The organism is Nonomuraea diastatica (assembly GCF_004349015.1).
In the GTDB taxonomy this organism is placed as follows: domain Bacteria; phylum Actinomycetota; class Actinomycetes; order Streptosporangiales; family Streptosporangiaceae; genus Nonomuraea; species Nonomuraea diastatica.
Genome location: NZ_SMKP01000179.1, coordinates 1 through 22,699 on the forward strand (window position 1 = coordinate 1; position 22,699 = coordinate 22,699).

The 22,699-nt window shown below is 71.4% G+C and carries 21 protein-coding genes; 8 read left to right on the forward strand and 13 right to left on the reverse strand.

Translation table 11 applies throughout. From position 1 onward, the window contains the following. Nucleotides 1-30 precede the first annotated feature (30 nt). Nucleotides 31-864: a glycerophosphodiester phosphodiesterase gene (locus tag E1294_RS41425; RefSeq protein WP_132516485.1), complete on the reverse strand. Its 834-nt coding sequence runs from the start codon at nucleotides 862-864 to the stop codon at nucleotides 31-33. A gap of 173 nt (nucleotides 865-1,037) precedes the next feature. Between E1294_RS41425 and E1294_RS41430 the strand changes: the two genes are divergently transcribed. After that, nucleotides 1,038-2,423, forward strand: a complete 1,386-nt coding sequence (locus tag E1294_RS41430) for an MFS transporter (RefSeq protein ID WP_220448237.1) — start codon at nucleotides 1,038-1,040, stop codon at nucleotides 2,421-2,423. Here E1294_RS41430 and E1294_RS41435 read toward each other — a convergent pair. Beyond that, entirely contained in the window at nucleotides 2,374-2,844 is a 471-nt protein-coding gene (locus E1294_RS41435) for a TIGR03618 family F420-dependent PPOX class oxidoreductase (protein ID WP_132516487.1), read from the reverse strand. The genes E1294_RS41430 and E1294_RS41435 overlap by 50 nt on opposite strands. 59 nt (nucleotides 2,845-2,903) lie before the next feature. After that, nucleotides 2,904-3,305: an ester cyclase gene (locus E1294_RS41440; protein ID WP_132516489.1), complete on the reverse strand. Its 402-nt coding sequence runs from the start codon at nucleotides 3,303-3,305 to the stop codon at nucleotides 2,904-2,906. A 38-nt stretch (nucleotides 3,306-3,343) separates the two neighbouring features. Between E1294_RS41440 and E1294_RS41445 the strand changes: the two genes are divergently transcribed. From E1294_RS41445 to E1294_RS41455, 3 genes are all read left to right on the forward strand, one after another. After that, entirely contained in the window at nucleotides 3,344-4,555 is a 1,212-nt protein-coding gene (locus tag E1294_RS41445; protein WP_132516491.1) for an amidohydrolase, read from the forward strand. A 59-nt stretch (nucleotides 4,556-4,614) separates the two neighbouring features. Continuing rightward, complete coding sequence (locus E1294_RS41450; protein WP_132516493.1) at nucleotides 4,615-5,709, forward strand: PrsW family intramembrane metalloprotease; 1,095 nt, start codon at nucleotides 4,615-4,617, stop codon at nucleotides 5,707-5,709. 376 nt (nucleotides 5,710-6,085) lie between these two features. After that, entirely contained in the window at nucleotides 6,086-6,706 is a 621-nt protein-coding gene (locus tag E1294_RS41455; protein ID WP_132516495.1) for a pyridoxamine 5'-phosphate oxidase family protein, read from the forward strand. Between the two features lie 34 nt (nucleotides 6,707-6,740). On the opposite strand, the gene E1294_RS53495 is transcribed toward E1294_RS41455, so the two are convergent. The 3 genes from E1294_RS53495 to E1294_RS41465 form a co-directional block, all read right to left on the reverse strand. Beyond that, nucleotides 6,741-6,908: a hypothetical protein gene (locus E1294_RS53495; protein WP_165977762.1), complete on the reverse strand. Its 168-nt coding sequence runs from the start codon at nucleotides 6,906-6,908 to the stop codon at nucleotides 6,741-6,743. A 328-nt stretch (nucleotides 6,909-7,236) separates the two neighbouring features. Further along, nucleotides 7,237-7,479: a carboxymuconolactone decarboxylase family protein gene (locus tag E1294_RS41460; RefSeq protein ID WP_132516522.1), complete on the reverse strand. Its 243-nt coding sequence runs from the start codon at nucleotides 7,477-7,479 to the stop codon at nucleotides 7,237-7,239. A gap of 25 nt (nucleotides 7,480-7,504) precedes the next feature. Further along, complete coding sequence (locus E1294_RS41465) at nucleotides 7,505-7,954, reverse strand: hypothetical protein (protein ID WP_132516497.1); 450 nt, start codon at nucleotides 7,952-7,954, stop codon at nucleotides 7,505-7,507. Nucleotides 7,955-8,036: 82 nt separating this feature from the next. On the opposite strand from E1294_RS41465, the gene E1294_RS41470 reads away from it, so the two are divergent. Both E1294_RS41470 and E1294_RS41475 read left to right on the forward strand, forming a co-directional pair. Then, complete coding sequence (locus E1294_RS41470; protein ID WP_132516499.1) at nucleotides 8,037-9,131, forward strand: MFS transporter; 1,095 nt, start codon at nucleotides 8,037-8,039, stop codon at nucleotides 9,129-9,131. 75 nt (nucleotides 9,132-9,206) lie between these two features. Then, nucleotides 9,207-9,458 carry a hypothetical protein gene (locus E1294_RS41475; protein WP_132516502.1) on the forward strand — a complete coding sequence of 84 codons (252 nt, stop codon included), beginning with the start codon at nucleotides 9,207-9,209 and terminating at the stop codon, nucleotides 9,456-9,458. Nucleotides 9,459-9,508: 50 nt separating this feature from the next. Here E1294_RS41475 and E1294_RS41480 read toward each other — a convergent pair whose 3' ends face one another. The 7 genes from E1294_RS41480 to E1294_RS41510 form a co-directional block, all read right to left on the reverse strand. Further along, on the reverse strand, nucleotides 9,509-10,975 hold the full coding sequence (locus tag E1294_RS41480) for an ABC transporter family substrate-binding protein (RefSeq protein WP_165977763.1): 1,467 nt from the start codon (nucleotides 10,973-10,975) through the stop codon (nucleotides 9,509-9,511). A gap of 18 nt (nucleotides 10,976-10,993) precedes the next feature. Then, nucleotides 10,994-13,024, reverse strand: a complete 2,031-nt coding sequence (locus tag E1294_RS41485) for a dipeptide ABC transporter ATP-binding protein (protein ID WP_132516504.1) — start codon at nucleotides 13,022-13,024, stop codon at nucleotides 10,994-10,996. Beyond that, on the reverse strand, nucleotides 13,021-13,929 hold the full coding sequence (locus E1294_RS41490) for an ABC transporter permease (RefSeq protein WP_132516506.1): 909 nt from the start codon (nucleotides 13,927-13,929) through the stop codon (nucleotides 13,021-13,023). The genes E1294_RS41485 and E1294_RS41490 overlap by 4 nt, the downstream gene beginning before the upstream one ends. After that, nucleotides 13,926-14,912, reverse strand: a complete 987-nt coding sequence (locus tag E1294_RS41495; protein ID WP_132516508.1) for an ABC transporter permease — start codon at nucleotides 14,910-14,912, stop codon at nucleotides 13,926-13,928. Before E1294_RS41495 ends, E1294_RS41490 begins: the two co-directional genes overlap by 4 nt. Before the next feature lie 68 nt (nucleotides 14,913-14,980). Then, a complete protein-coding gene (locus E1294_RS41500) occupies nucleotides 14,981-17,332 on the reverse strand; it encodes an AAA family ATPase (RefSeq protein ID WP_132516510.1) in 2,352 nt (783 codons plus the stop codon). 64 nt (nucleotides 17,333-17,396) lie between these two features. Further along, nucleotides 17,397-18,293 (reverse strand): haloalkane dehalogenase, encoded by an 897-nt coding sequence (locus E1294_RS41505; RefSeq protein WP_132516512.1) that lies wholly within the window; start codon nucleotides 18,291-18,293, stop codon nucleotides 17,397-17,399. 72 nt (nucleotides 18,294-18,365) lie between these two features. Then, nucleotides 18,366-20,105 (reverse strand): tetratricopeptide repeat protein, encoded by a 1,740-nt coding sequence (locus tag E1294_RS41510; protein ID WP_132516514.1) that lies wholly within the window; start codon nucleotides 20,103-20,105, stop codon nucleotides 18,366-18,368. Between the two features lie 256 nt (nucleotides 20,106-20,361). Between E1294_RS41510 and E1294_RS41515 the strand changes: the two genes are divergently transcribed. Continuing rightward, nucleotides 20,362-21,891 (forward strand): MFS transporter, encoded by a 1,530-nt coding sequence (locus tag E1294_RS41515; RefSeq protein WP_132516516.1) that lies wholly within the window; start codon nucleotides 20,362-20,364, stop codon nucleotides 21,889-21,891. An 83-nt stretch (nucleotides 21,892-21,974) separates the two neighbouring features. Beyond that, on the forward strand, nucleotides 21,975-22,699 hold a 725-nt coding region (locus E1294_RS57565; protein WP_165977764.1), incomplete at its 3' end, for a DoxX family protein.

The following is a 22,699-nucleotide window of genomic DNA, read 5'->3' on the forward strand; positions in this document are numbered from 1 at the left end:
GGTCGGGGGCGGGATGCGGCCGTCCGAAGGTCAGGCGTCGGTCAGGTCACGCAGGACGTCGGGTTTGTTGGTGATGATGCCGTCCACCCCGTAGGAGATCATCCGGCGCATGTCGTCCGGATCGTCGACCGTGTAGGTGAGGACCTCCATGCCGAGCCCGTGCACGCGCCGGACGTACGCCGACGTGAGCGTGGTGTACGGCGGGTTGATCTGGTCGGCGAACGTGGCCAGTGCGGGCAGTTCCGCGGTCGCCGGCGTGCCGAGCAGCCCGATCGGCACGCCGGGCAGGAGCCGGTGGAACTTGCGCATCGAATCCCAGTCGAACGACTGCACGACCAGTCGCCCCGGCGCCAGCCAGCGGGGGTTGCGCCGCAGTTCGGCGGCGATGCGGGCCTCGATGCCGGGGTACCGGTCGGGGGCCTTGACCTCCAGGAGGAGGCCCATGTCCGAGCCGCTCATCGTGCGCAGCGCCTCGCCGAGTGTGGGCACCGGTTCGCCCGCGTGCTTGCCGGAGAACCACGAGCCGGCGTCGAGTTTTCGGATCTGGGAGAGGGTGAGGTCGCCGACGTTCCACGGCGACAGGCCGGGGAAGACCTTCTCGGCGTCGGTGGTGCGGGTCAGGGTGGTGTCGTGCATGAGGACCAGCCGGTGGTCCTTGGTCTCCTGGACGTCCAGCTCGAACATGTCGGCCCGCTGGTCGTCCGCGAGCTCGAAGGCGGCGATCGTGTTCTCGGGGGCGTACGCGGACGCGCCCCGGTGGGCGACGTTGACGACCGGGCGGCCGGAGGCCGCGGTGGCGGTCCCGGTGAGCGCGGTCACGATGGCGAGGGTGGTCGCGATGACGAGGGCGAGTCGTCTGGGCATGGGTCTCCTCTGCTGGGGAGAGGCCTACGACTCGACGGTCACAAGATCGCATGACTTGCAGTTGAGTGCAGAGTAGCCCCGCGGTGCCCTGGCGGTGAGCATCCGACACGCGGACCCGCCGCGGGGCCGAAGTTCATGACCCTTTAACCTGAAATGTGCATTATCGCGGAGCGTTGGCCGTTCTTCTGTCGGCCTGGTTCATGGCGCAGTTCGACTTCTTCGTGGTGAACGTGGCCGCCCCTTCCTTCGAACGTGACCTGCACGCCGGGCCCGCGGCCCTGGAGCTGATCGTGGCCGGCTACGCCTTCACGTACGCGGCGGGGATGATCACCGGCGGGCGGCTCGGCGATCGCTACGGCTACCGGCGCGTGTTCGTCTGGGGTGTGGCCGCGTTCACGGTGGCGTCGGTGCTGGGCGGGATCGCGCAGACCCCGGCCCAGCTCGTCGCCGCCCGCCTGCTGCAGGGGCTGGCGGGCGCCGCCATGGTGCCGCAGGTGCTGGCCACGATCTCCGCCGTCTATCCGCCGGGCGAGCGGGCACGCGCCATCGGCTGGTACGGCGCGACCGGCGGCCTCGGCTCGATCGCCGGCCAGGTGCTGGGCGGCCTGCTGCTGACGGCCGACGTGCTCGGGCTCGGCTGGCGGGCGGTCTTCCTCATCAACCTGCCCGTCGGGCTGGTCGTCGTGCCGCTGGCCTGGCGGCTGCTCCCGGAAGTGGAGACGGCACGTCGTTCCAGGCTCGACGTGCCGGGCGCGGCCGGGCTGGCGGCCGGGGTGGCGTTGCTGCTGGTGCCGCTGGGCCTCGGCACCAGCCTGGGCTGGCCCCTCTGGGCATGGGCGTGCATGGTGGCGAGTGTCCCGGTGTTCGCGCTGACCTGGCGCTGGCTGCGGGCGCTCGGGGCGCGGGGCGGGCAGCCGGTGCTCGACCTGGCGCTGCTCAGGGTCCACTCCTACCTGGCGGGCGTCGGGTCGATCGTCGCCTTCATGGCGTACTTCGCCTCGTTCATGTTCACGCTGACGCTGCTGCTCCAGAGCGGGCTGGGGCTCACGGCGTTCCAGGCGGGCCTGGCCTTCGCGCCGATGGGCGCGATGTTCACGCTCACCTCGTTGCTCGGGGTCCGGCTGGTCAGGAGGCGCGGGCTGATCGTCGTCATCGCAGGCGGCCTGGTGGTCGCGCTCGGGCTGGGCCTGCTCCTGGTGGCGGCCGGTCAGGGGCTGCCGTACATCCTGGTCGCGCTCATGCTCGTCGGCGCCGGCAACGGCCTGGTGTTGCCGCAACTCATCGGGGCGGCGCTGGTCGAGGTCGAGCCGCATCAGGCCGGCATCGGGTCGGGTGTACTGAGCACCGCCCAGCAGTTCGCGGGCGCGGGCGGCGTGGCCGTGATCGGCGCGGTCTTCTTCGTCGTCGCGGAGGGCGGGCGGCACGTCACGGCCATGCGCTGGTCGGTGGCCGTCGACCTGGCGCTCGTCCTGGTCGTGATCGCGTCGGTGGCCTACAACCGGCGCCGCGCTATCCGGCGGGCTTGGACAGAGCGGTCCCGTACAGTTGCGACACCCTGAGCCTGATCACCAGCCGCCGGTCGTCGGCCATCTGGCGCAGAAAGGTGGTGGGGTCGTCGACGTGCTGCTGCATGGCCAGGAGTTCCAGGCCCACCTCGTCACCCGGATCGGTGGTCACCGGCGACAGCTCCGCCTCGCCCTCGGCCACGGCGTAGGAGGCGAAGTCGTCGCTGGCCACGTAGAGGGCGCCGCGCGGGTCCTTGTGCAGCTGCCTGACCTTGAGCCGCTCGGCCATGGTGGAGATGCGCACGACGCGCTGCCGGGGGTCCCACGTGTACTGGACGGTGGACATGTGCGGGTGGCCGCTGCTCTTGTTGGTGGCCAGCGCCCCGAATCGTTGCCCGCTCAGCAGCTGGGACAACTCGTCGTCACTCAGCGAGCGGGGTGGCGGGCTCGCCTCGGGCGCGTACTCCTGTGACATGCACCATCCTGTACCTACCGCGTGCACCGACATGAAGTGCACCGACATAAAGCGATATGTCAGCCTATCCCCAGTTCCCTGCTGAAGGTCTGGGCATCCGAGATCACCCAGTATTCGGCGAACCTGCCGCCCTCGGCCCGCAGGATGTCGTGTCCGCTGAAGGCCACCCTGGTCCCCTCGGCCACGGTCGCGCCGGGGAGACCACCCAGGTAGGCGCCGGTGAACGTCCACCTGGCCGCCACCAGGTCACCGTCCGGGATCGGGCCGACGTCGAGCGTGACCTCGACGTCGCGGAAGGGGGCGTACCCCTGCTTGAGCACCTCGACCAGCTCGTCCGGCCCCGACACCTCCATGCCTGGCCAGTGGCCGGTGAAGCCAGGGGTGACGAGTTCGTGGGCGAGTTCGAAGTCGCCGTTCCACATCTCGAGCAGCCATCGGCTGTAGAGGTCGGAGATCGTCATTCCGAGCCCCTACCCGCTCACCTGTAAGTTACGGGGTCATGAACCTTGCTATCGTCGGCGGATTTGTCGTTCCGGTCGACGGAGACCCCATCGACGGAGGCACCGTGCTCATCGAGGACGGGAAGATCACCGCGGTCGGCCGGGACGTGGCCGTGCCGGAGGGGACTCCCGTCGTGGACGCCGGTGGCGGCTGGGTGTTGCCCGGCTTCGTCGAGGCCCACGGCCACCTGGGCGTGTACGAAGAGGCGGAGGGCTGGGCCGGTCAGGACACCAACGAGATGACCGACCCCAACGGCGCCCGCCTGCGTGCCCTCGATGCCATCAACCCCGCCGACCTGGGCTTCGCCGACGCGCTGTCGGGCGGCGTGACCACGGCGGTGATCAAACCGGGCTCCGGCAACCCGATCGGCGGGCAGACGGTCGCCGTGAAGTGCTGGGGCAGGAGCGTGGACGAGATGTTGATCAGGGAGCCGGTGAGCGTCAAGAGCGCCCTCGGCGAGAACCCCAAGCGCGTCTACGGCGACCAGCAGAAGCTGCCCTCCACCCGGCAGGGTGTGGCCGCGGTGATCCGCGACGCGTTCATGAAGGCGCAGGACTACCGGGCCAGGCGGGCGGCCGCGGAGGCGGAGGGCAAGCCGTTCGACCGCGACGGCACGCTGGAGATCCTCGTCCGTGTGCTGGACGGCGAGCTGCCGTGGTGCCAGCACACGCACCGGGCCGACGACATCGCCACGGCGCTCAGGCTGGCGGCCGAGTTCGGCTACCGGGTCGTGATCAATCACGGCACCGAAGGTCACCTGCTGGCCGACACCCTGGCCGCCAGGAACGTTCCGGTCATCATCGGCCCGCTGTTCACCAGCCGGTCGAAGGTCGAGCTGCGGCAGCGCTCGCTGCGCAACCCCGGCATCCTGGCACGGGCGGGCGTCGAGCTGGCCATCACCACGGACCACCCCGTCGTGCCCATCCACTTCCTCGTCCATCAGGCCACGCTCGCGGTCAAGGAGGGGTTGGACCCGGCCGAGGCGCTGCGGTCGATCAGCCTGACCCCGGCCAGGATCATGGGCGTCGACGATCGGGTGGGCTCCCTGCGCCCCGGGCTCGACGGCGACGTGGTCATCTGGTCCGGTGACCCGCTGGACGTCATGAGCCGGGCGCAGAGGGTGTTCATCTCCGGCCGGGAGGTGTATTCGTACACCGACGGCGAGCCCGTCGTGGCCGACCCCTATTACCGCGAATCAAGTGACCGTTGAGCGCCTGTAGATGCGTGGCCCGCATAGTGGGCGGACCGAACGGGAAGTGAGGCACCACGATGACAGCTCGGCCCCAGAGCGCCCTCTCCCAGCGCCCCAGCAAAGCCCTGCTGATCGGCCTGGTCGTCTCGGGTGTGCTGGCGCTGCTCGTGCTGGCGGTCATGCTGGTGTCCGGCGGTCCCGTCGGCTTCGGCCTGGCCGCGCTGCTGGCCGTGGCGCCGCTGCCGGTGCTGCTCGCCGCGGTGCTCTCCCTCGACCGGCTGGAGCCCGAGCCCAAGCTCAGTCTCGCGTTCGCGTTCGCGTGGGGCGCGGGGCTGGCGATCGTGCTGGGCATCGCGCTGACCGTCGTGGGGCAGGAGTTGTTCGTCCGGGCCGGGTTCGGCGCCGCGGTCGTCGACGACGTGGGCGCCGTGGTGCTCGCCCCGGTGATCGAGGAGGCGCTCAAGGGCTCGGCGCTGCTCCTTCTCCTGCGCAGGCGCAGGGAGATCGACGGCCTGACCGACGGCATCGTGTACGCCTCCATGGCCGGCCTCGGCTTCGCCGCCGTGGAGAACGTCGGCTACTACCTGCTGGCGTTCGCGGAGCAGGGCGCCGGCGGCGCCGTGCAGCTGTTCGTCGTGCGGGGCCTGATCGACCCGCTCGGCCACCCGGTCTACACCGCCATGATCGGTGTGGGGGTCGCGTACGCGCTCACCCGGCGCACCGCGGGAAGGTATGCCGCGATCCCGCTGGGCTACCTGGCCGCCGTCTTCCTGCACGGCCTCTGGAACGGCGCCGCCACCACGGGATCGCTGGCCTGGCTGGGCCTGGCCTACCTGGTGATCATGGTGGCGCTGGTCGCCCTGATCGCCGTGACCGTCGCCGAGCGCCGTCACCTCGTCGCCAAGATGGGCGCCTACCTGCCCGGCTACGCGCCCACCGGGCTGGTCACCGAGGCCGATGTCAGGATGCTCAGCACGCTGCCCGGCCGTAAGGAGGCGCGCAAGTGGGCCAGGAAGGTGGGGCTCGGCCGGCCCATGAGCGACTACCAGCAGGCGGCGACCGAGCTGACCATGCTGCACCTGCGGGCCGAGCGGCAGGGGATGGATCACGCCCGGTTCGCGGCCGAGCGCGATGCGTACCTGGCGGCGATGGCGCACGCCCGGCGCTGGTAGCGGCGGGGTGGTGTGGCCCGCGGGGTGGGGAACTCTGGCAGACACGCCAGCGTATGCCTCCGTCACCCTGGGTACGAGACCTCATCCGGCAAGGCGAGGAAAGGACCGGAAATGATCCCTGGCTGCGGCAATTGCAACTGCAACGACGCGATGCACGAGGGTAAGCCGTCACACTGGACCATGTTGCGCGTCGAGTAACACCACCGCGCCGTGCCACTGGGCCGGGGTCGCCCCTGTCCCGCCAGGCCCGGCCCGGCCCAGTGGCACGGCCGCCCGGCTCGACCCCCGGCACGCGGAGCTCATTCTGCGGAAAAGGTCACAGGATGCTCGATCCGATTCCCTGACAAAATAGGGGAAACCCCCGAAGGGAGATCAGATGAGCTGGGCGGAGATCGGGTCCGAGGACGAGTTGCGCGAGCTCCTCGGCGAGGTGATGTCGAGGGCCGTGACCAAGGAGCGCGTACGCCTCCACCGGCGCGACCGCGACTGGCTGGCAGCCTCGCCGTTCTGCCTGATCGCCACGTCGGACGACCAGGGCGCATGTGACGTCTCGCCCAAGGGCGACCCCGCCGGGTTCGTGTATGTCATCGACGACACGACGATCGCCATCCCGGACCGCCCGGGGAATCGCCGGGCGGACGGATTCCTCAACGTCCTGAAAAATCCGCATGTGGGGTTGATCTTTCTCATTCCCGGCCGCAACGAGACCCTGCGCATCAACGGCCGGGCCAGGCTCGTACGCGATGCCCCGTTCTTCGACGAGCTGATCGTCAAGGGCCACCGGCCGCACCTCGCGCTCGTGGTGCAGATCGAGCAGATCTTCTTCCACTGCGCCAAGGCGTTCCTGCGCGCCGCGCTGTGGAAGCCCGACACCTGGCATCCCGACGTCCTGCCCTCGCACGCCAGGCTGGTCAAGGACGTGCAGGTGGTCGAGGAGAGCGTCGAAGAGCTGGAGACCTACTACGGCAAGGCCTACACCGAGAAGTTGTACGGCTGACGCCGGATGCCGCGGGCCCCGCACCAGGAGGCCGCTAGGCGGCGGAGGTGGGACCGCCGGGGAAACGGATCACGTTTCTGCCGGTGTAGGCCCGCAGGTCGATCACCTTGGGGTCGGCGGATGGCTTGCGGCGGTCTGCCTTGCGGATATAGCGGACCTTGTGCCTGGCGATGTGTGGCGGCACCACCACAAGCCTCGTCATCGTGAGCCCCCCGTGATGTCCTTGTTATCTCTGTGTCTACCGAAACCCCCGTAAATTCGGCGTAAGGAGCAGATCAGTAGGGAAGCGTGCGACCCGCAGGTGAACGCAGATCCGGCTCCACCGCCGGCCGCGGGCGCCGTTTGGCGGTCGACTTCATGATTCTCACGCGTTTCATGGTCGTCCCCCTTTCTGAACGCGTGTCCTGTCTCCTGCGACGATGCGCCGCGCCGCTTGACGGCGGCATGCCGGGCGCTTGTCACCCGCCATGCGCGCCAACCTAACCGGGCTCACTGATCGGCTCAATGCATTTCCCCGCAGAGAACGAGTCTCAGGTGCCCGCCTTCTCCCACACCGCGTCCGGCACGGCCGCACGATCAGCCGGCCTGGTCGCCTCTTCCGCCGGCCCGAGTGCGGCGCGCTGTGCCGGAGTGCGGACGGTGGCCTCCCGCCAGGCCGCAACCGACCCTGGACGCTCGTCGCCTTCGCCGGCCTTCTTCAGGTCGCGGCTGCGCATGCCGACACAGTACCCGCAGTCGTTGACCTGGCCGGCACGCAGCTTGACCGGTCCCAGGGTCGTGGGGCACCTCGCGGCGTGCCTAACCGTTGCAGTTGCCCCAAGCCTTGCGTCCGCCCCAGGCCTCGACGCGGTTGCTGGAGTCGCGGGTCCAGCCGGAGTACCGTACGCACTTCCAGGCCCCGTCGATGTGGCCCGTCTCGGCGTAGTAGCGGTATCTCTGCACGTCCTCGCTCCGGCCACCGCCCCTGACCTCGAGGTGGGCGCCGGTCACCGTACGGGCGCCCTTGTACGCCGTCTTGATCGCGGCGACGCAGTTCTTGCCGCTGCGCTTGCTATACATCAGATACACGTGCCCGAACACCGCTCCCGCGCGGGTCTTCATCGTGCGGTGGCCGTCCTTGACCCGGTGGAAGCCGGGGCCGCAGACGCGCTCGGGGGTGTAGGCGGCCGATCCGGCGTACGCGGCGGAGGGGATGGCGGCGATTCCGGCGGCGGCCAGGGCGGTCGCGATGACCGTGCGGATGAGCACGTGTGTCCCTTCGGCAGGCGGCAATAAGGACATCGTCGATCTTTACTGTGACTTGACCAAAATTTCAAGGGGTGCTGGTCGAATGCCGCTGATCGCGGTCTGCGCGGTGTGGGGTGTGTTCTGGGGCGCGTGGTCGGCCCTGCTGCCCGCCGTCAAGCTTGAGCTGGCTCTCTCAGCGAGCGACCTGGGACTGGCACTGAGCGCCGTACCGGTGGGGGCGTTGCCTGCGATGGCGCTTGCCGGGAGGATCGCGCGCGGGCGCGAGCGGGCGGCCCTGCTGGGGTTCACCGTGCTGTTCGGGCTGAGCGTGGCCGGCATCGGCCTGGCGGGCACGGCCTGGGAGCTCGCACTCGCGCTCCTGCTGGTCGGCGCGGCGAGCGGCGCGCTCGACATCGCGCTCAACCTGGCCACAGGAAGGGCCGAGCGCGAGAGCGGGCGCCGGCTCTTCCAGCCCGTGCATGCCGCGTTCCCCGTCGCGGTCATCGCCGCCGCGCCGGCCACCGGGCTGGCCCGCTCGCTCGGCCTCGACGCCGGCACGGTGCTCGTGGCGATCGGGCTGATCGTGATCGCCGCGTCACTGACGCTGCTCGCGCTGCCGCTGGGGCGCGGCCTGCCTGTCACTTCCTCCCCTATCGACCGGCGCAGCCTCGTGGGGGCCGCGCTGCTGCTCGGAGTGCTGGCCGCCTGCGTGCTGACCATCGAGAACTCGGTCGAGCAGTGGTCGGTGCTGCTGCTGGAGGAGCACCGCGGGGCGAGCCCGCTGACGGCCAGCGCCGCACCCGCGGTCTACATGGCGGCGTTGACGGTCGGGCGGCTCACCGTGCAGGCGCTGCCGAGGATGCCGCTCAGGACGCTGTACCTGGTGGCGGGGGTGGGCGGCGGCGCGGGCATCGCGCTGGCCGGCCTGGGCGGCAGCGTGCCGGTCTCCATGGCCGGGTTCGCGCTGACCGGGCTGGCGCTCGGTCCGATGGTGCCCGCCCTGCTCAGCCGCGCCGCCGCCGGCGACGCCGGCGGGACGCTGGTGTGGTGGGTGTCGACGATCTCGTACACCGGGTTCGTGGTCAGCCCGCTGCTGGTCGCCGGGCTCAGCGGCTGGCTCGGGTTGCCCGCCGCGCTGGCGGCTCTCGGCCTGCTCGGCCTGCCGCTGGTAGGCCGCTTCGTGCTGCGCGGGCCGTGAAGGACGGCCGGAATACGGCCGCTGTTTGGGGAAAGGGGAAACTCAAACTGCGGATTCAGTGCAAAGGGGATCACCATGGCTGTCTGCGAGACCTGCGGCAACGACTACGACATGGCGTTCGAGGTGCGCGCGCAAGGGGCCGTGCACACCTTCGACTGCTTCCAGTGCGCGATCGAGGCGATGGCGCCCATCTGCGAGCACTGCGGTACGAAGGTCATCGGGCACGGCGTCCAGTCGGGCGAGCACTGGTACTGCTGCGCTCATTGCGCGCGCGAGGAGGGCACCAAGGGCCTCGTCGACCGCGTCACGGCCGGCGCGCCCACCTGACGGCCACCGCCGCGGCGGAACGGGGCGAGCGGGCCGGCCGGCCGGCCGCGTCAGCGCATGAAACCGATGTCCTCGTAGCGGAGGTCGTAGAACCCGCGCGCCCCCGCGTTGGCCAGCGTCTCCCGGGTCGCGACGGTCTGCGGCCGCTGGTAGAGCGGCAGCACGGTCACCTGCTGCCAGATCAGCCGGTCCGCCTTGTTGGTCTCCTTGCGGGCCCGCACCGGGTCCAGGCTCTGGGCCGCCCGGCTCATGGCCTCGTCGACCGCCGCCGACCCGACGCGCCCGAAGTTCGCGTTCCACGTCTTCCCGTCGGGCGCGTTCGCGTAGATGCCGTAGCTGCTCGAGACCGGGAACGGTGTGCCGATGTAGGCGAACGGCGTGATGTCGAAGTTCCCGGGGATCACGTACTTGCTGAAGAAGTCGTCGCTGGGCACGGCCTTGATGGTCAGTTTCACGCCGATCTGCGCCAGCATGCTCTGCGCCAGCTCGCCTTCCGCCTTGCTGACCTGCACCCCCGACGGCACCACGAAGCGCAGGTCGAGGGGCTTGCCGTCCTTCTGCCTGACCGTGCCGCCCCCGCCCGCGAGCTGCCAGCCGGCCGCGTCCAGCAGCTTCTTGGCCCGTGCCGGGTTGTACGCGCGCAGCTCGCCGGCGTTGTCCCGGTAGCCCTCCTGCGTGTTCATGAAGAAGTGGTTGTTCAGCAGCGCGATCGGCCAGTCCAGCCCCTGCAGGTCGGACCGGGCGATGGCCTGGCGGTCGATGCCGAGCTGCACGGCCAGCCGCACGTCGCGGTCCTTGAGCAACTCGCTCGACCCGTTGAAGGTGAATCCGCCGAACTTGAACGGACCCGCCGACGCCGGGATCTTGTTCAGCCAGGCGTTGTTGAACGACTCGGGCGTGCGGTTGGTGGCGGCGGGCAGCAGCGGAGAGAAGAGCGACTGCCAGTCGCCGAAGGGCCGGTCGAACGTCACCACCACCTGGAAGTCGTCCTTGCCCCGCGCCACCTGCCCGATGTCCTGATAGCCGGTGGACGAGGCGATGCGGAAGTCAGGATCGCGCCCGTTCAGCGCCCGCCACTGCGTCCGGTAGTCGGCCCACGTGATCGGGCTCCCGTCGGACCATCTGGCCTTGGGGTTCAGCGTGTACGTGACCACCTGTTCGGGCCGCCGCTCGGTCACCCTGGCGTCGATCACGTAGTTGTCGTTCACCGTGATCTCGGCCTTCTCGTCGGACAGGAACGGTGAGGGCAGCAGCGCGTTGCTGACCACGGCGGCCATCGCCAGGTTGCCGTCCACGTGGTTCCTGTTCCACTGCGCGGGAAACTCGTTGATGCCCCATCGCAGCGTGCCGCCGTCCTTGACCTTGTCGCGCGGCTGCGGGTTGACGTCGTAGGCCTTCGGCGCACGGTCGTCCCCCGCCGTGCCGCCGCCGCCCGAGCTGCCCCCACCGCCGCCGCAGGCCGCCAGCAGAAGCGAGCCCGTCACGGTGACGGCCACGACAAGACGTGATGCTTTCATCGAGCGATTACCTCCTGGTTATACGACGTCGCGCCGCTCGGCGTAGTGGCAGGCCGCGCCCTGGTCCGCGCTCAGCGGGCGTACCTCGGGCTCGACGTCCACGCAGAGCCGGCGCTCGTCCCCGGTGAGTTCCGCGCGGAACTTCGGGCATCGGGTGCGGAAGCGGCAGCCCGTCGGAGGGTCGGCCGGGCTGGGCAGGTCGCCTTCGAGCAGGATCCGGTCCCGTGCGCGCTCACGCACCGGATCGGGCAGCGGGATCGCCGACAGCAGGGCCTGCGTGTACGGATGCGCCGGAGCCTGGTAGACGGCGTCCACCTGCCCGATCTCGGCGATCCTGCCGAGGTACATCACGGCTACCCGGTCGGCGATGTGGCGCACCACGGCCAGGTCGTGCGCCACGAACAGGTAGGACAGACCGAGCCTGGCCCTGAGCGAGCCGAGCAGGTTGATCACCCCGGCCTGGATCGACACGTCGAGGGCCGAGACTGGCTCGTCCAGCACCAGCAGCCGGGGTTCCAGCGCGAGCGCGCGGGCGATGGCGATGCGCTGCCGCTGCCCGCCGGAGAAGTCCTGCGGGTAGCGGGCGGCGTGCGAGGGGTCAAGGCCGACCAGCGAGAGCAGCTCGGCGATCCGCCGTCCTGGACGCCGCTGCCCGTGGGTGCGCAGCGGCTCGGCCAGGATGTCGTGCACCGTCATGCGCGGGTCGAGCGAGGCCAGCGGATCCTGGAAGACGACCTGCATGTCGCGCCGGATCTCGGTGCGCCGCGCGGCGTCGAGCCGCGCGGTGTCGTGGCCGAGCACGGTGATGCCGCCCTGCTGCGGCGGGGCCAGTTCGAGGATCTGCGTCAACGTGGTGGTCTTGCCGCTGCCCGACTCGCCGACCAGCCCCAGCGTCTCGCCCTCGCGCAGGTCGAAGTCGACTCCGGCCACCGCGTGCACGGTGCCGATCCTGCGCCTGAACAGCGTCCCCTTGAGCAGCGGATAGTCCTTGACCAGGCCGCGCACTTCCAGCACCGTGCGCTGCGCGCGCCGCGGCGTCCGCCGCGCGGAGCCGGGGGCCCCGTACACCGCGGGCACGCCCAAGGTGTACGGGGCCACCTCCTTCCAGCGGATGCACGCGGCGCGGTGCCCGTCGCCCACCTCGAACAGCGGCGGCTCGCGCTCCTCGCACGCGTCGATCCGCATCGGGCAGCGCGGCGCGAACGGGCACCCGGGCGGCAGCGCGGCCGGCGACGGCGGGCTGCCCTCGATCGGCGTCAGCGGCCACCGCCCGCCCTTGTCGGCGCGCGGGATCGAGCCGAGCAGCCCCACCGTGTACGGCATCCGCGGCCGGTAGTAGACGTCGTCCACGCCGCCCACCTCGACCGGGCGGCCGGCGTACATGACCAGCACCCGGTCGGCGAAGCCGGCCACCACTCCGAGATCGTGGGTGATCATGATGATGGCGGCGCCGGTCTTCTGCTGCGCCTTCTTGAGCACCTCCAGCACCTGCGCCTGGACGGTCACGTCGAGCGCGGTGGTCGGCTCGTCGCAGATGATCACACCCGGGTCGTTGGCGATGGCCATCGCGATCATCACGCGCTGCCGCATCCCGCCGGAGAACTCGTGCGGGAAGGCCAGGGCCCGCTCTGAGGGGCGCGGGATGCCGACGAGGTCGAGCAGCTGTACGGCCCTGACCAGGGCCGCCTCCTTGTCGACCCGCTGATGCACGCGCACGGCCTCGGCGATCTGGTCGCCCACCCGGTAGACGGGCGTCAGTGCGGACAGCGGGTCCTGGAACACCATCGACATGGCCTTGCCGCGGCAGGAGGTCAGCTCCCGCGCGGGTGCGCCGATCAGCTCCCTGCCGTGCAGGCGTACGGACCCGGTGACGCGCGCGCCCGGGGGCAGCAGCCCCATGACGGCCGCCGAGGTGACTGACTTGCCCGACCCCGACTCGCCGACGATGCCGAGGACCTCGCCGCGGCGTACGGCGCAGCTCACCTCCCGCACGGCGGGCACGCCGCCGAACGACACGCTGAGGTCGCGCACGTCGAGCACCGGGCTCATCGCGCCCGCTTCGACGAGGGGTCGAACGCGTCGCGCAGGGCGTCGCCGACGAGGTTGACCGCGAGCACGGTGACCACCAGCAGCCCCGCGACGAACCAGAACGTCCACGGCGCGTAGACGGCCGTCCGCGAGCCGTCGGCGATGAGCGTCCCGAGCGACACGTCCGGCGGCTGGATGCCGAACCCGAAGTACGACAGCGAGGTCTCGGTGAGGATCGCGGTGCTGACGTTGAGCGTGGCGTCCACGATGAGCAGGGACGACAGGTTGGGGATCACATGGCGGAAGATGATCCGCACGGGGGCCACGCCCATGTAGCGGGCGGCCTGGATGAACTCGTGCTCTTTCGTCGAGATCGTCATCCCCCGCACGACCTTCGAGGTCACCATCCACAGGAACAGCGCCAGCGTGATCACGAACAGCGGCCACTGACCCGACCCGAACAGCGGTGACATGATCGCCAGGACCAGGAACGCGGGCAGCACCAGCAGCAGGTCGCTCACCCAGGTCAGCGTCCGGTCGGTCCACCCCAGGAAATAGCCCGCGAACGCCCCCGCCACGGCCGCCAGCGCCGTGGACACCAGCGCCGCGAGCAGCCCCACGATCAGCGACTTCTGCATGCCGCGCAGTGTCACCGCGAAGACGTCGGCGCCCGTCTGGAGCGTTCCGAACCAGTGGTCGGGCGACGGCGGCTGCAGGAACGCGGTGAAGTCCTTGTCGAGGTAGCTCCACGGGCTGACCAGGGGCCCCGCGAAGGCCAGCAGGAACATCAGCGCGAGCACCCCGAACCCGAGCCGTCCCTGCCCTGAGCGGAAGAAACGCCCGGCGATCAGGCGCGTCCTGGACGGCGCGCCCGCCACGACGCCGTCGCGGAGCTCCTCGGCCAGCTCCTCCTCGGAGAGCGTCATCGCGCCCGCACCCTCGGGTCGAGCGCGGCGTGCAGCAGGTCGGCGGCCAGCGAGGCGCACAACACGGCGACGGCCGCCAAGAAGGAGATGGCGGCGACGGTGTTGACGTCGTTGCGGAAGATCGAGTTGATCAGCTGCTCGCCCAGGCCGTGCCAGCCGAAGATCTTCTCGGTGAACGTGGCCCCCGTCAGCAGCGTCCCGAACGTGAACGCGAAGTAGGTCGCCACGGGGATCAGCGCGGTCCGCAGCGCGTGGCGGACGAGCGCCTGGCCCCTGCTCAGCCCCTTGGCCATGGCGGTGCGCACGTAGTCGGCGCCCAGCACGTCGAGCATCATGTTGCGCTGGTAGCGGCTGAAGACGGCGATGAGCCCCACCGACAGCGAGACGGTCGGCAGGATCAGGTGTTGCAGCCGGTCGAGCGCGTGACCCCAGAACCCGGTGCCGAGGCCGTCGCTGTGCTCGCCGCTGACCAGGAACACCTGGCGGCCGAAGACGTGCTCGTTGGCCCACGTGGCCGCCAGGATCAGCATGTTGGCCAGCACCACCACCGGCACGGCGAGCACCACGAACGACAGGCCGGTCGAGAGGCGGTCGAACCATCCGTACTGCCGGGCCGCGGCCAGCGCGCCGGCCAGCACGCCGAGCAGGCTCCCGCACACCAGCCCCAGCACGACCAGCCGGAAGGTCACGCCCATGCGGCGCCTGAGGTCGTCGTTGACCGGCGTGCCTCCGACGGACCTGCCGAAGTCGCCGTGCAGCACGCCCGCCGCCCACGTGGCGTAGCGCTGCAGCAGGGGAGTCCTGTCGTTGAGGTTGAGCGCCGTCAACTGGGCGTCGACCACGGCGGCCGGCGGCTTCGGCGTGCGGTCGGCGTAGTTGGAGCGGGGGTCGAGGGCCGTGGCCGCCAGAAGGTAGGCGAGACTGGCGGCCACCACGACGAGCACGGCGTAGTTGAGCACCCTGCGGGCCAGGAACCCCGCCATCGCTCCCCCTTCGACGCCGAGCCACCCATCGTGCTCATCTTGCTACACGGGGTGAGCGTCGTGGTGGATTACCGGCCGGAAAGTTCGTCCACGGCGGTGCGGACGTCCTCACTCGTGATCGTCGTCAGGTCGGCGGAGCTGGCCGAGCCGCCACGCGAGGCGTGCGCGGCCAGCCGGACGTCGCGGCGCATGGCGGCGCGCTCGAACAGCGATCTGGCGAAGCGGCCGTTGCCGAGCCCGTCGATCAGCCGCTCCTCGCACACCCAGGCGAACACCTCGTCGAGGCGGCGCAGCGCCTCCTCGTCGAACGAGTCGCCGGACCGCTCCGCGAGCAGCACCGCGATCTCGGACAGCTCGGTGGGGGAGTAGCTGGGGAAGGCCACCCGCTGGTTGAACCGGCTGGCCAGGCCGGGGTTGGTGGCCAGGAAGGAGTCCATCTCGCGCTGGTAGCCGGCCAGCACGATCACGAGCCGGTCGCGATCGTCCTCGGCGCGCTTGAGCAGGGTCTGCACGGCCTCGGCGCCGAACGCGTCGCCGCCCTGGTAGCCGGGGTTGACCAGGCTGTAGGCCTCGTCGATGAAGAGCACGCCGCCCAGCGCCCGGTCGACCAGCTCGTTGGTCTTGATGGCGGTGGCGCCGAGGTGCTGGCCGACCAGGTCGGCCCGGTGCGCCTCGACGACGTCGGGCCTGGCCAGCAGGCCGAGCGCGGCGAACACCCGGCCCAGCACCCTGGCGACCGTGGTCTTGCCGGTGCCGGGCGGGCCGGCGAAGACGAAGTGCCGCATCTGCGGCGGGGTGGGCAGCCCGCGCTCCTGCCGCATCCTGGCCACCTGGAGCTGGGCGGCGATGGCGTGCACCTGCCGTTTGACCGGTTCCAGGCCGGCCATCCCGTCGAGGTCGGCCAGCGCCTCCTCCAGCGTGGGCGTGGCCACGTAGCCGCGGAACCGCGCGGTCAGCTCCTCGAACGCCTTGGTGACGTCGGGCGCCGTGGTGGTGACGAGGTCGGACGTGGTCGGCGTGCCGCCCGCGCCCACCACGCGCACGTCGCGGGCCTGCGCGGCGGCCTCCACCAGGCTGCGCGCGAACCTGGCGTTGCCCAGCTCGTCGACCAGGCCGCGCCGGTGCACGTCGTCGAAGAGGCCGAGCAGCACCCGCTTGGTGTCGTCGCCCATCGTGTCGCCCCTGCGCTTCTGCAGCAGCTCGGTGACCTCGACGAGTTCGGCGGGGGAGTAGCCGGGGAAGCGCACACGCGTGGCGAACCTGCTGGCCAGGCCGGGGTTGCTGGACAGGAAGGAGCCCATCTCCTGCTCGTAGCCGGCCAGGATGATGATCAGCCGGTCGCGGTCGTCCTCTGCCCGCTTGAGCAGGGTCTGCACCGCCTCCGCGCCGAACCTGTCGGGTTGCCCGTCGGAGGAGTTGACCAGCCCGTACGCCTCGTCGATGAACAACACACCGCCCAGCGCGCGATCCACCAGCTCGTTGGTCTTGATCGCGGTGGCGCCCAGGAACTCGCCCACCAGGTCGGCCCGCTGCGCCTCGACGACGTAGGGGGTCTCCAGCAGGCCGAACGCGTAGAAGATCTTCGCCAGCGCGCGGGCCACGCTGGTCTTGCCGGTGCCGGGCGGGCCGGCGAAGACGAAGTGCCTGGTGGGCCGGTCGGTCGTGTAGCCGGCCTCGGCCCGCAGCCTGGACGCCTCGATGGAGGCGGCGATCGAGCGCACCTGCTCCTTGACCGGCGCCAGGCCGACCATGCTCTCCAGCTCGCCGAGCGCCTCTTCGACGGAGATCTGCGGCGGCGCGGCAGATCTGTCCTGTGGCGACTCCGGCCTGCCCTCGCGCACCCTGACCCGGACCTGCTGCTCCTCTGCCGCCGCGCGCTCGGCCTTGGTCCTGCGGGCCAGCACGAAGCGGTGGATCAGCACCGCGAGGGCCGTGGCGTACGCGGCCCAGACGGAGACGTTCTCGGAGGCGAAGGAGAGCGGGACGGCGAGCAGGCCGGCGGGGGCGAGCGCCACCAGCGTGGTCACCCACGGCGTCACCCAGCGGATCAGATGGGCGCCGGCCGCCACGGGCAGCGCCAGCGCGACCATGAGGTGCACCGAGCCCGAGCCGGGCGGGAAAAGCCCGGAGAAGAGGAGCAGCGCCAGCACCATCCAGCCCGCGACCACCAGGGCGGTGGCGGCGGCGCGCGGGAAGCGCATGGTCAGCGCGACGAACGCGAGCGCCAGGAGGACGAGCGGGAAGGTCCGCAGCAGATCCCAACCGAGTGCGGCGCCCACGCCCATGGCGGCGACCAGCACGACCACATAGAGCACCCGGCGCACGGCGGGGGGAATCTGGTAGTAACGCTGCCGCACCTTCTCGAACAGATCCCGCGCCGCGGCCCGCCCCGCCGCCTGGGCCCTGTCGGACTCACGCATCACGCCTCCCCGGTCCGCCCCCGGTTATACCGCACCGGACGGGCGATTGGGCGGTCCTGACACGCTAGGTGGAGGTCACGAAGGCGGCGACGTGGCGGCCGAGTTCGGTGCCCGCGTCCTCCTGGAGGAAGTGGCCGGCGCCCTCGATCACGGGATGCCGCAGGCCGGAGGTGCCGGAGATCGATTTGAGCAGAATGGGCGCCATGCCTCCGGTGATCGGATCGCCGTCCGAGAACGCCACCAGGAACGGCCGGTCGAGAGTGGTGAGAACCTGCCAGGCAGCGCGGTTGGCGGGCGCGGCGGGGTCGCCGGGCGTGATCGGCACGAGACCGGGCATGGCCCGCGGCCCCGCTTTGTACGCCTCGCCGGGGAACGGCGCGTCGTAGGCCGCGCGGACCTCCTCGGGCAGCCGCGTCTTGCAGCCCGCCTGCACGAGCCGGGCGATGTCCAGGACGGGGGCCTTGAGCACGGTGGCCTTGAACTGGTGCCACACCTCGGGCAGGGGAATGTCACCCGTCGGCAAGCCCGTGTTGGCGGCCACGATCCTGGAGACGCGCTCGGGGTGCTCGGCGGCGATGCGCAGCCCGATCAGGCCGCCCCAGTCCTGGCCGACGACGGTGACGCCGCTCAGGCCGAGCGCGTCGAACATCAGGGCGCGGGTCCACTCCACGTGCCTGGCGTACGTGTGGGCGGCGAGGTCGGCCGGCTTGTCGGAGCGGCCGAACCCGACGAGGTCGACGGCGATCGCGCGCAGCCCGGCCGCGGCCAGCTCGCGCATGACGTGCCGGTAGAGGAACGACCAGGTCGGCTCCCCGTGCAGCAGCACGACGGGCTCGCCGTCGGCGGGGCCCGACTCGACGTAGGCCATGCGCAGGCCGTCGGGCACGTCGGCGTAGCGGGGTTCGTAGGGGAAGCCGGGCAGGCCGGCGAAGCGCTCTTCAGGCGTGCGCAGGACGTCCATAGAACAATATTCTACGCCGGATCGGCGGACCGCGCCCGGTCCCGCCGGCGCTCCGCCGGCGCGGGGGCACGTTCAGGTCTGGCGGCGCTGGTGGCGGCCGGGGAACTCGCCCAGGAACACCTGCTTGGGCGTGATGCGCAGGACGTCCGAGTCGGCATGGGCGATGCCGCGCACCTCCACCCAGAAGCGCCGCTGCAACGGGTCCGTGGCGAACACCGCCACCCTGGGGTCGGCCTCGATGGCGTCCCAGGCCTCCGTCTCCGCGATCAGCCGCAACTCGCCCGATGAGGTGACGGACGCCACCGCCCCCGCGACCCGGGGGCCGAGGGAGTCGGCGTACGACAGGACGATGCTGCGGGCGTACGAGAAGGTCTGGCGCACCTCGGGGCCGAGCGGGACGGACGGCTCCGCGCCCATGGGCAGGTCGCACATGAGGAGGGAGGCCCGCCACGGGCCGGCGCCGCCGCGCCACCACGCGCGCGCCGCGCGGGCCAGGAACACGGCCATCGCCACGCCCAGACTGCCGAGCCCGGCCCGCCACGCCCAGGCCGACCCGGACAGCCCGCCCGCCGCGCTCGCCACGGCGGACAGCGCGACGAGGCTCGTCGCGGCGAGCAGCCACCTGTCTCCGCGGTGCCGGGCGCGCAGGTATCCGCGCACCATCGGGTACGGCACCGCGACCGCCGCCAGGGCCGCCCTCGGCTCCACGGCGAGGGCCCCGCCGAGCAGCGGAACGAGCACCGACCAGGTCCTGCCCAGCAGGATCCAGAGCGTCACGCCGGTGTTCCGCCTGGCGGTGCGCTCGCTCTCCTGGGCGCGCGCCGACTCGGCCAGCGCCCGCAGCGGGCGGCCCCGCCACGCCTCGGCGAGGGCGCGTACGGTGGCCAGCGCCGGCCAGCCCAGCACCGCGATGCCCGCCAGACCGGCCCAGACCGGGTCGAACGCGGCCGGGAGCGTCGGCATGGCCGCCAGCAGCAGCCAGGCGGCGAACGCCGCCACCGACACCGCCGCCGACACGAGGTGCGCGCCGAGCCAGGGATCCCGGCAGAGCATCGGCCGCACGTACCGCCACAGACCCACCCGTCTGGCCTGCCTGACCGTGAGCGGCACCAGCAGGGCCAGCACGGCGAAGCCGCCGAGCTCGGCCTGCGCGCCCCAGCCGGACAGCAGCGCGGCCGCGACGATCGCGACCGTGGCGACGGCGACCAGCAGGCGCGCCTGGCGGGACCAGACCTCCAGGGCGCGCCTCGCCCTGCCGGTGTCGCGCGGGTTCACCGGCCATGCGGGGTCGTGGTGCGGGCGGTGGCGGTCCCAGCGCAGCAGCGACAGGCCGAGGTTCACGCGGGCCTGCGGCTGGCCGGGCTCGGTGGCGAGCGCGGCGCGGTAGGACCGCTCGGCGGCGGCGTGATCGCCGCGCAGCAGGGCCAGGTCGCCCAGCAGGACCCTCGGGCCGGCCTCCTCGGGCGCGAACTTCGCCGCCAGCGTGGCGTGCTCGACCGCGTCGCCCCAGCGGCCGGGCACGCGGCGCAGAACCGAGGCCAGGCGCAGGCGGGCCGGCCAGGAGCCGCGGGCCAGCTCGACGGCCCGTTCCGCGGCGGGCACGGCGTCGGCGTCGCGCCCCAGCCGCTCGTGGGCGAGACTGATGAGCCGGTACGCCCACTCGGCGGACGGGTCAAGGTCGGCCGCCCTGCGGGCGGCGTCGAGCGCCGAGTCGGGGCGGCCGGCGTCCAGCCTGGCCAGGGCCTCGGCGCACCACTCGCGGGAGGACCGGTCGGGAAGATGGTCTTTTCTGCCATGGTGATCGGTCCCCACGGTCCCATGATCGCTTCACGAACGATCGTTGGATAGATACCGACATATGGCTGTATCTCTCTAGAGAGGTTCGTGTGTGACCCTGGATCAGGCGATACCGCTATGACGAGTGCCTGACATGGCCTAAGCTGCCACGCAAGCCGGAGCGGAGGAGCCGGGCGTGAGGCCTCGGGAGGAGCGAGTGCCGAGCCGTGGTCCCCGCGCCGACCCGAAAGCACGTGCGGGCCCTGGAACGGATCGGCCTGCAAGGAGGCCCATGACCGTCACACAGGCCGCACCTTTCGTACGGACTGCGGATCGGGAGCACCGGGACCACCGCTGGTCCATCCTCGTGCTCCTGTGCCTGAGCCTGTTGCTGATCACCGTCGACGCCACGGTCCTGCACATCGCGGTGCCCGCACTCACGGCCGCGCTCGAGCCCTCCGCCGTGCAGCTGCTGTGGATCATCGACATCTACTCGCTGGTGGTCGCGCCCCTGCTGATCATGTTCGGCACGCTGGGCGACAAGTACGGGCGCAAACGCATGGTCCTGTGCGGCTTCGCGCTGTTCGGCCTGGCCTCGGCGGGCGCGGCGTTCGCCCCGACCCCGCTGACCCTCATCCTGGCCAGGGCGCTGCTCGGCGTCGGCGGCGCGATGATCATGCCGGCCACCCTGTCGCTGATCCGCCAGGTGTTCACCGACCGGCGCGAGCGGGCCATCGCACTGGGCGTCTGGAGCGCGGTCGCCGCCGCGGGCGCGGCCGTCGGGCCGCTCGTCGGAGGTGTGCTCGTCGGCGTCTGGTGGGGCGCGGTCTTCCTGATCAACGTGCCGATCCTGCTGGTGCTGCTGCCCGCCGCCGTCCGGTTGCTGCCGGAGTCGCGCGAGCACAAGGACCGGCCATGGGACGCGATGAGCGCCGTGCTATCGGTGCTCGGGATCCTGGCGCTGGCGTTCGGGCTGAAGGAGGCGGGCTCGGGCAGCCTGATGCCGCTGTGGGCGTCCGTGCTGGTGTTCCTGGCCGGGCTCGGGTTGCTGGCCGCCTTCGTCCGGCGGCAGACGCGGCTGCGCACGCCGCTGCTGGAGATCGGGTTGTTCCGGCGGCGCGAGTTCGCCACCGGGGTCGCGGGCGTGCTGCTCGGCGTGTTCGCACTGGTCGGGCTCCAGCTCATGCTCGCCCAATACCTTCAGCTCGTGCTCGGCGACAGCCCGCTGCGCGCCGCCGTCCGGATGTTGCCGCTGGTCATCTCCGCCATCTCCGGTGGGCTCGCCGCCGCCCACATCCTGCCGAGGATCGGCATGCGGGCCACCATGAGCGGCGGTCTCGGCCTCGTCGCGCTGGCGCTGACGCCCACGCTGAGCTGGGGTGTCGAAGGCCACCCCGTGATGCTGGCGATCTGTTTCGTCGGCATCGGCTTCGGCGTGCAGGTGGCGCTGCTGGCCGCCTCCGACACGATCATGTCGTCGGCGACCGAGTCCCAGGCGGGTGGGGCCGCGGCCATCGAGGAGACCGCCTATGAGCTGGGGGCCGGGCTGGGCGTGGCCGTGCTCGGGACGATCACCGCGATCGTGTACGCCCCCGGGTTGCCCGCCGTGCCCGGAGTGTCCGCGGGCGGCATGGACAAGGCCCGGCAGTCGCTCGCCTCGGCCGCGCACGTCGCGGACGAGATCGGCGGCCGCGCCGGTGGCGCGCTGCTCGACGCCGCCCGGTGGGCCTTCGTCAACGCCCTGCACACGACCGTGGTCGTGAGCGTCGTTCTGCTGAGTCTGACCGCCGTCGCGGTGGCCACGTTGCTCAGCCGTGATTGAGGTGTGCCATGTCCCGATTAGGGCAGACAACTACCGTGAGACAGGCTCTAAGTGATCTTGCCGCTTTAGTCGCCCGCGTCGGCGTGGGCGGAATCTTCTTCGCCAACGGCTGGGCCAAGCTGGAAGACGGGCTGAAGATCACCGGGGAGAAGTTCCTGGAACAGGGGGCCCCCGCGCCCGGCGCCTGGGCCCCGATCACGATGCTCGCCGAGCTCATCGGCGGCGCGCTGCTGATCGCCGGGCTGGCGGTCTCCGTCACCGGGCTGATCCTCTTCGCCGAGGCCCTCGCCGTCTTCCTGGTCGCGCCGCCGCTCAACCCCATCAGCCTGAACGAGCTGATCCTCCTCGGCGCGGCGTCCCTGCTGCTGGCCGTAGTGGGGGCGGGACGGGCTTCGGTGGACCACATGGTGGTGATCCGGCGGCGGGAGTCGGAGGCGGCGGACGAGTTCGCCGCCGACAAGGAGGCGGACAACGTCATCGCCTCCTTACGCGAACCCGACACACCCCCCAAGTCCGATAAGCCGGATAAGCCAGATAGTCGGGATAAGCCCACCAAGTCGGGTAAATCCGAACCAGCGCCCGAGACGCCGGCCACGGAGGACACGGCGCCGCACCCGCGTCCGCGCTCCGGGGAGCAGAAGAGCGGCGAGGACCCCGCGCCCACGCCGGGCGACACGCTGGTGGCCGGCCAGGACAACCCGCTGCCCCCGCCCAGGATCCGCTACGCGGACTTCGCGCACTGGCAGCGACGGCGGCAGGCGGGCGCGGCCTTGGACGGGCAGGCCGGCTACTGGAGCACCCGGCTGGC

What these genes read in the sequence shown, in the direction of transcription:
- E1294_RS41455 (WP_132516495.1), top strand. Translation starts at nt 6,086, where the DNA reads ATGAGCTGGGCGGAGATCGGGTCCGAGGACGAGTTGCGCGAGCTCCTC.
- E1294_RS53495 (WP_165977762.1), bottom strand. Translation starts at nt 6,908, where the DNA reads ATGACGAGGCTTGTGGTGGTGCCGCCACACATCGCCAGGCACAAGGTC.
- E1294_RS41515 (WP_132516516.1), top strand. Translation starts at nt 20,362, where the DNA reads ATGACCGTCACACAGGCCGCACCTTTCGTACGGACTGCGGATCGGGAG.
- E1294_RS41495 (WP_132516508.1), bottom strand. Translation starts at nt 14,912, where the DNA reads ATGGCGGGGTTCCTGGCCCGCAGGGTGCTCAACTACGCCGTGCTCGTC.
- E1294_RS41480 (WP_165977763.1), bottom strand. Translation starts at nt 10,975, where the DNA reads ATGAAAGCATCACGTCTTGTCGTGGCCGTCACCGTGACGGGCTCGCTT.
- E1294_RS41485 (WP_132516504.1), bottom strand. Translation starts at nt 13,024, where the DNA reads ATGAGCCCGGTGCTCGACGTGCGCGACCTCAGCGTGTCGTTCGGCGGC.
- E1294_RS41490 (WP_132516506.1), bottom strand. Translation starts at nt 13,929, where the DNA reads ATGACGCTCTCCGAGGAGGAGCTGGCCGAGGAGCTCCGCGACGGCGTC.
- E1294_RS41425 (WP_132516485.1), bottom strand. Translation starts at nt 864, where the DNA reads ATGCCCAGACGACTCGCCCTCGTCATCGCGACCACCCTCGCCATCGTG.
- E1294_RS41435 (WP_132516487.1), bottom strand. Translation starts at nt 2,844, where the DNA reads ATGTCACAGGAGTACGCGCCCGAGGCGAGCCCGCCACCCCGCTCGCTG.
- E1294_RS41440 (WP_132516489.1), bottom strand. Translation starts at nt 3,305, where the DNA reads ATGACGATCTCCGACCTCTACAGCCGATGGCTGCTCGAGATGTGGAAC.
- E1294_RS41450 (WP_132516493.1), top strand. Translation starts at nt 4,615, where the DNA reads ATGACAGCTCGGCCCCAGAGCGCCCTCTCCCAGCGCCCCAGCAAAGCC.
- E1294_RS41500 (WP_132516510.1), bottom strand. Translation starts at nt 17,332, where the DNA reads ATGCGTGAGTCCGACAGGGCCCAGGCGGCGGGGCGGGCCGCGGCGCGG.
- E1294_RS41475 (WP_132516502.1), top strand. Translation starts at nt 9,207, where the DNA reads ATGGCTGTCTGCGAGACCTGCGGCAACGACTACGACATGGCGTTCGAG.
- E1294_RS41505 (WP_132516512.1), bottom strand. Translation starts at nt 18,293, where the DNA reads ATGGACGTCCTGCGCACGCCTGAAGAGCGCTTCGCCGGCCTGCCCGGC.
- E1294_RS41470 (WP_132516499.1), top strand. Translation starts at nt 8,037, where the DNA reads ATGCCGCTGATCGCGGTCTGCGCGGTGTGGGGTGTGTTCTGGGGCGCG.
- E1294_RS41445 (WP_132516491.1), top strand. Translation starts at nt 3,344, where the DNA reads ATGAACCTTGCTATCGTCGGCGGATTTGTCGTTCCGGTCGACGGAGAC.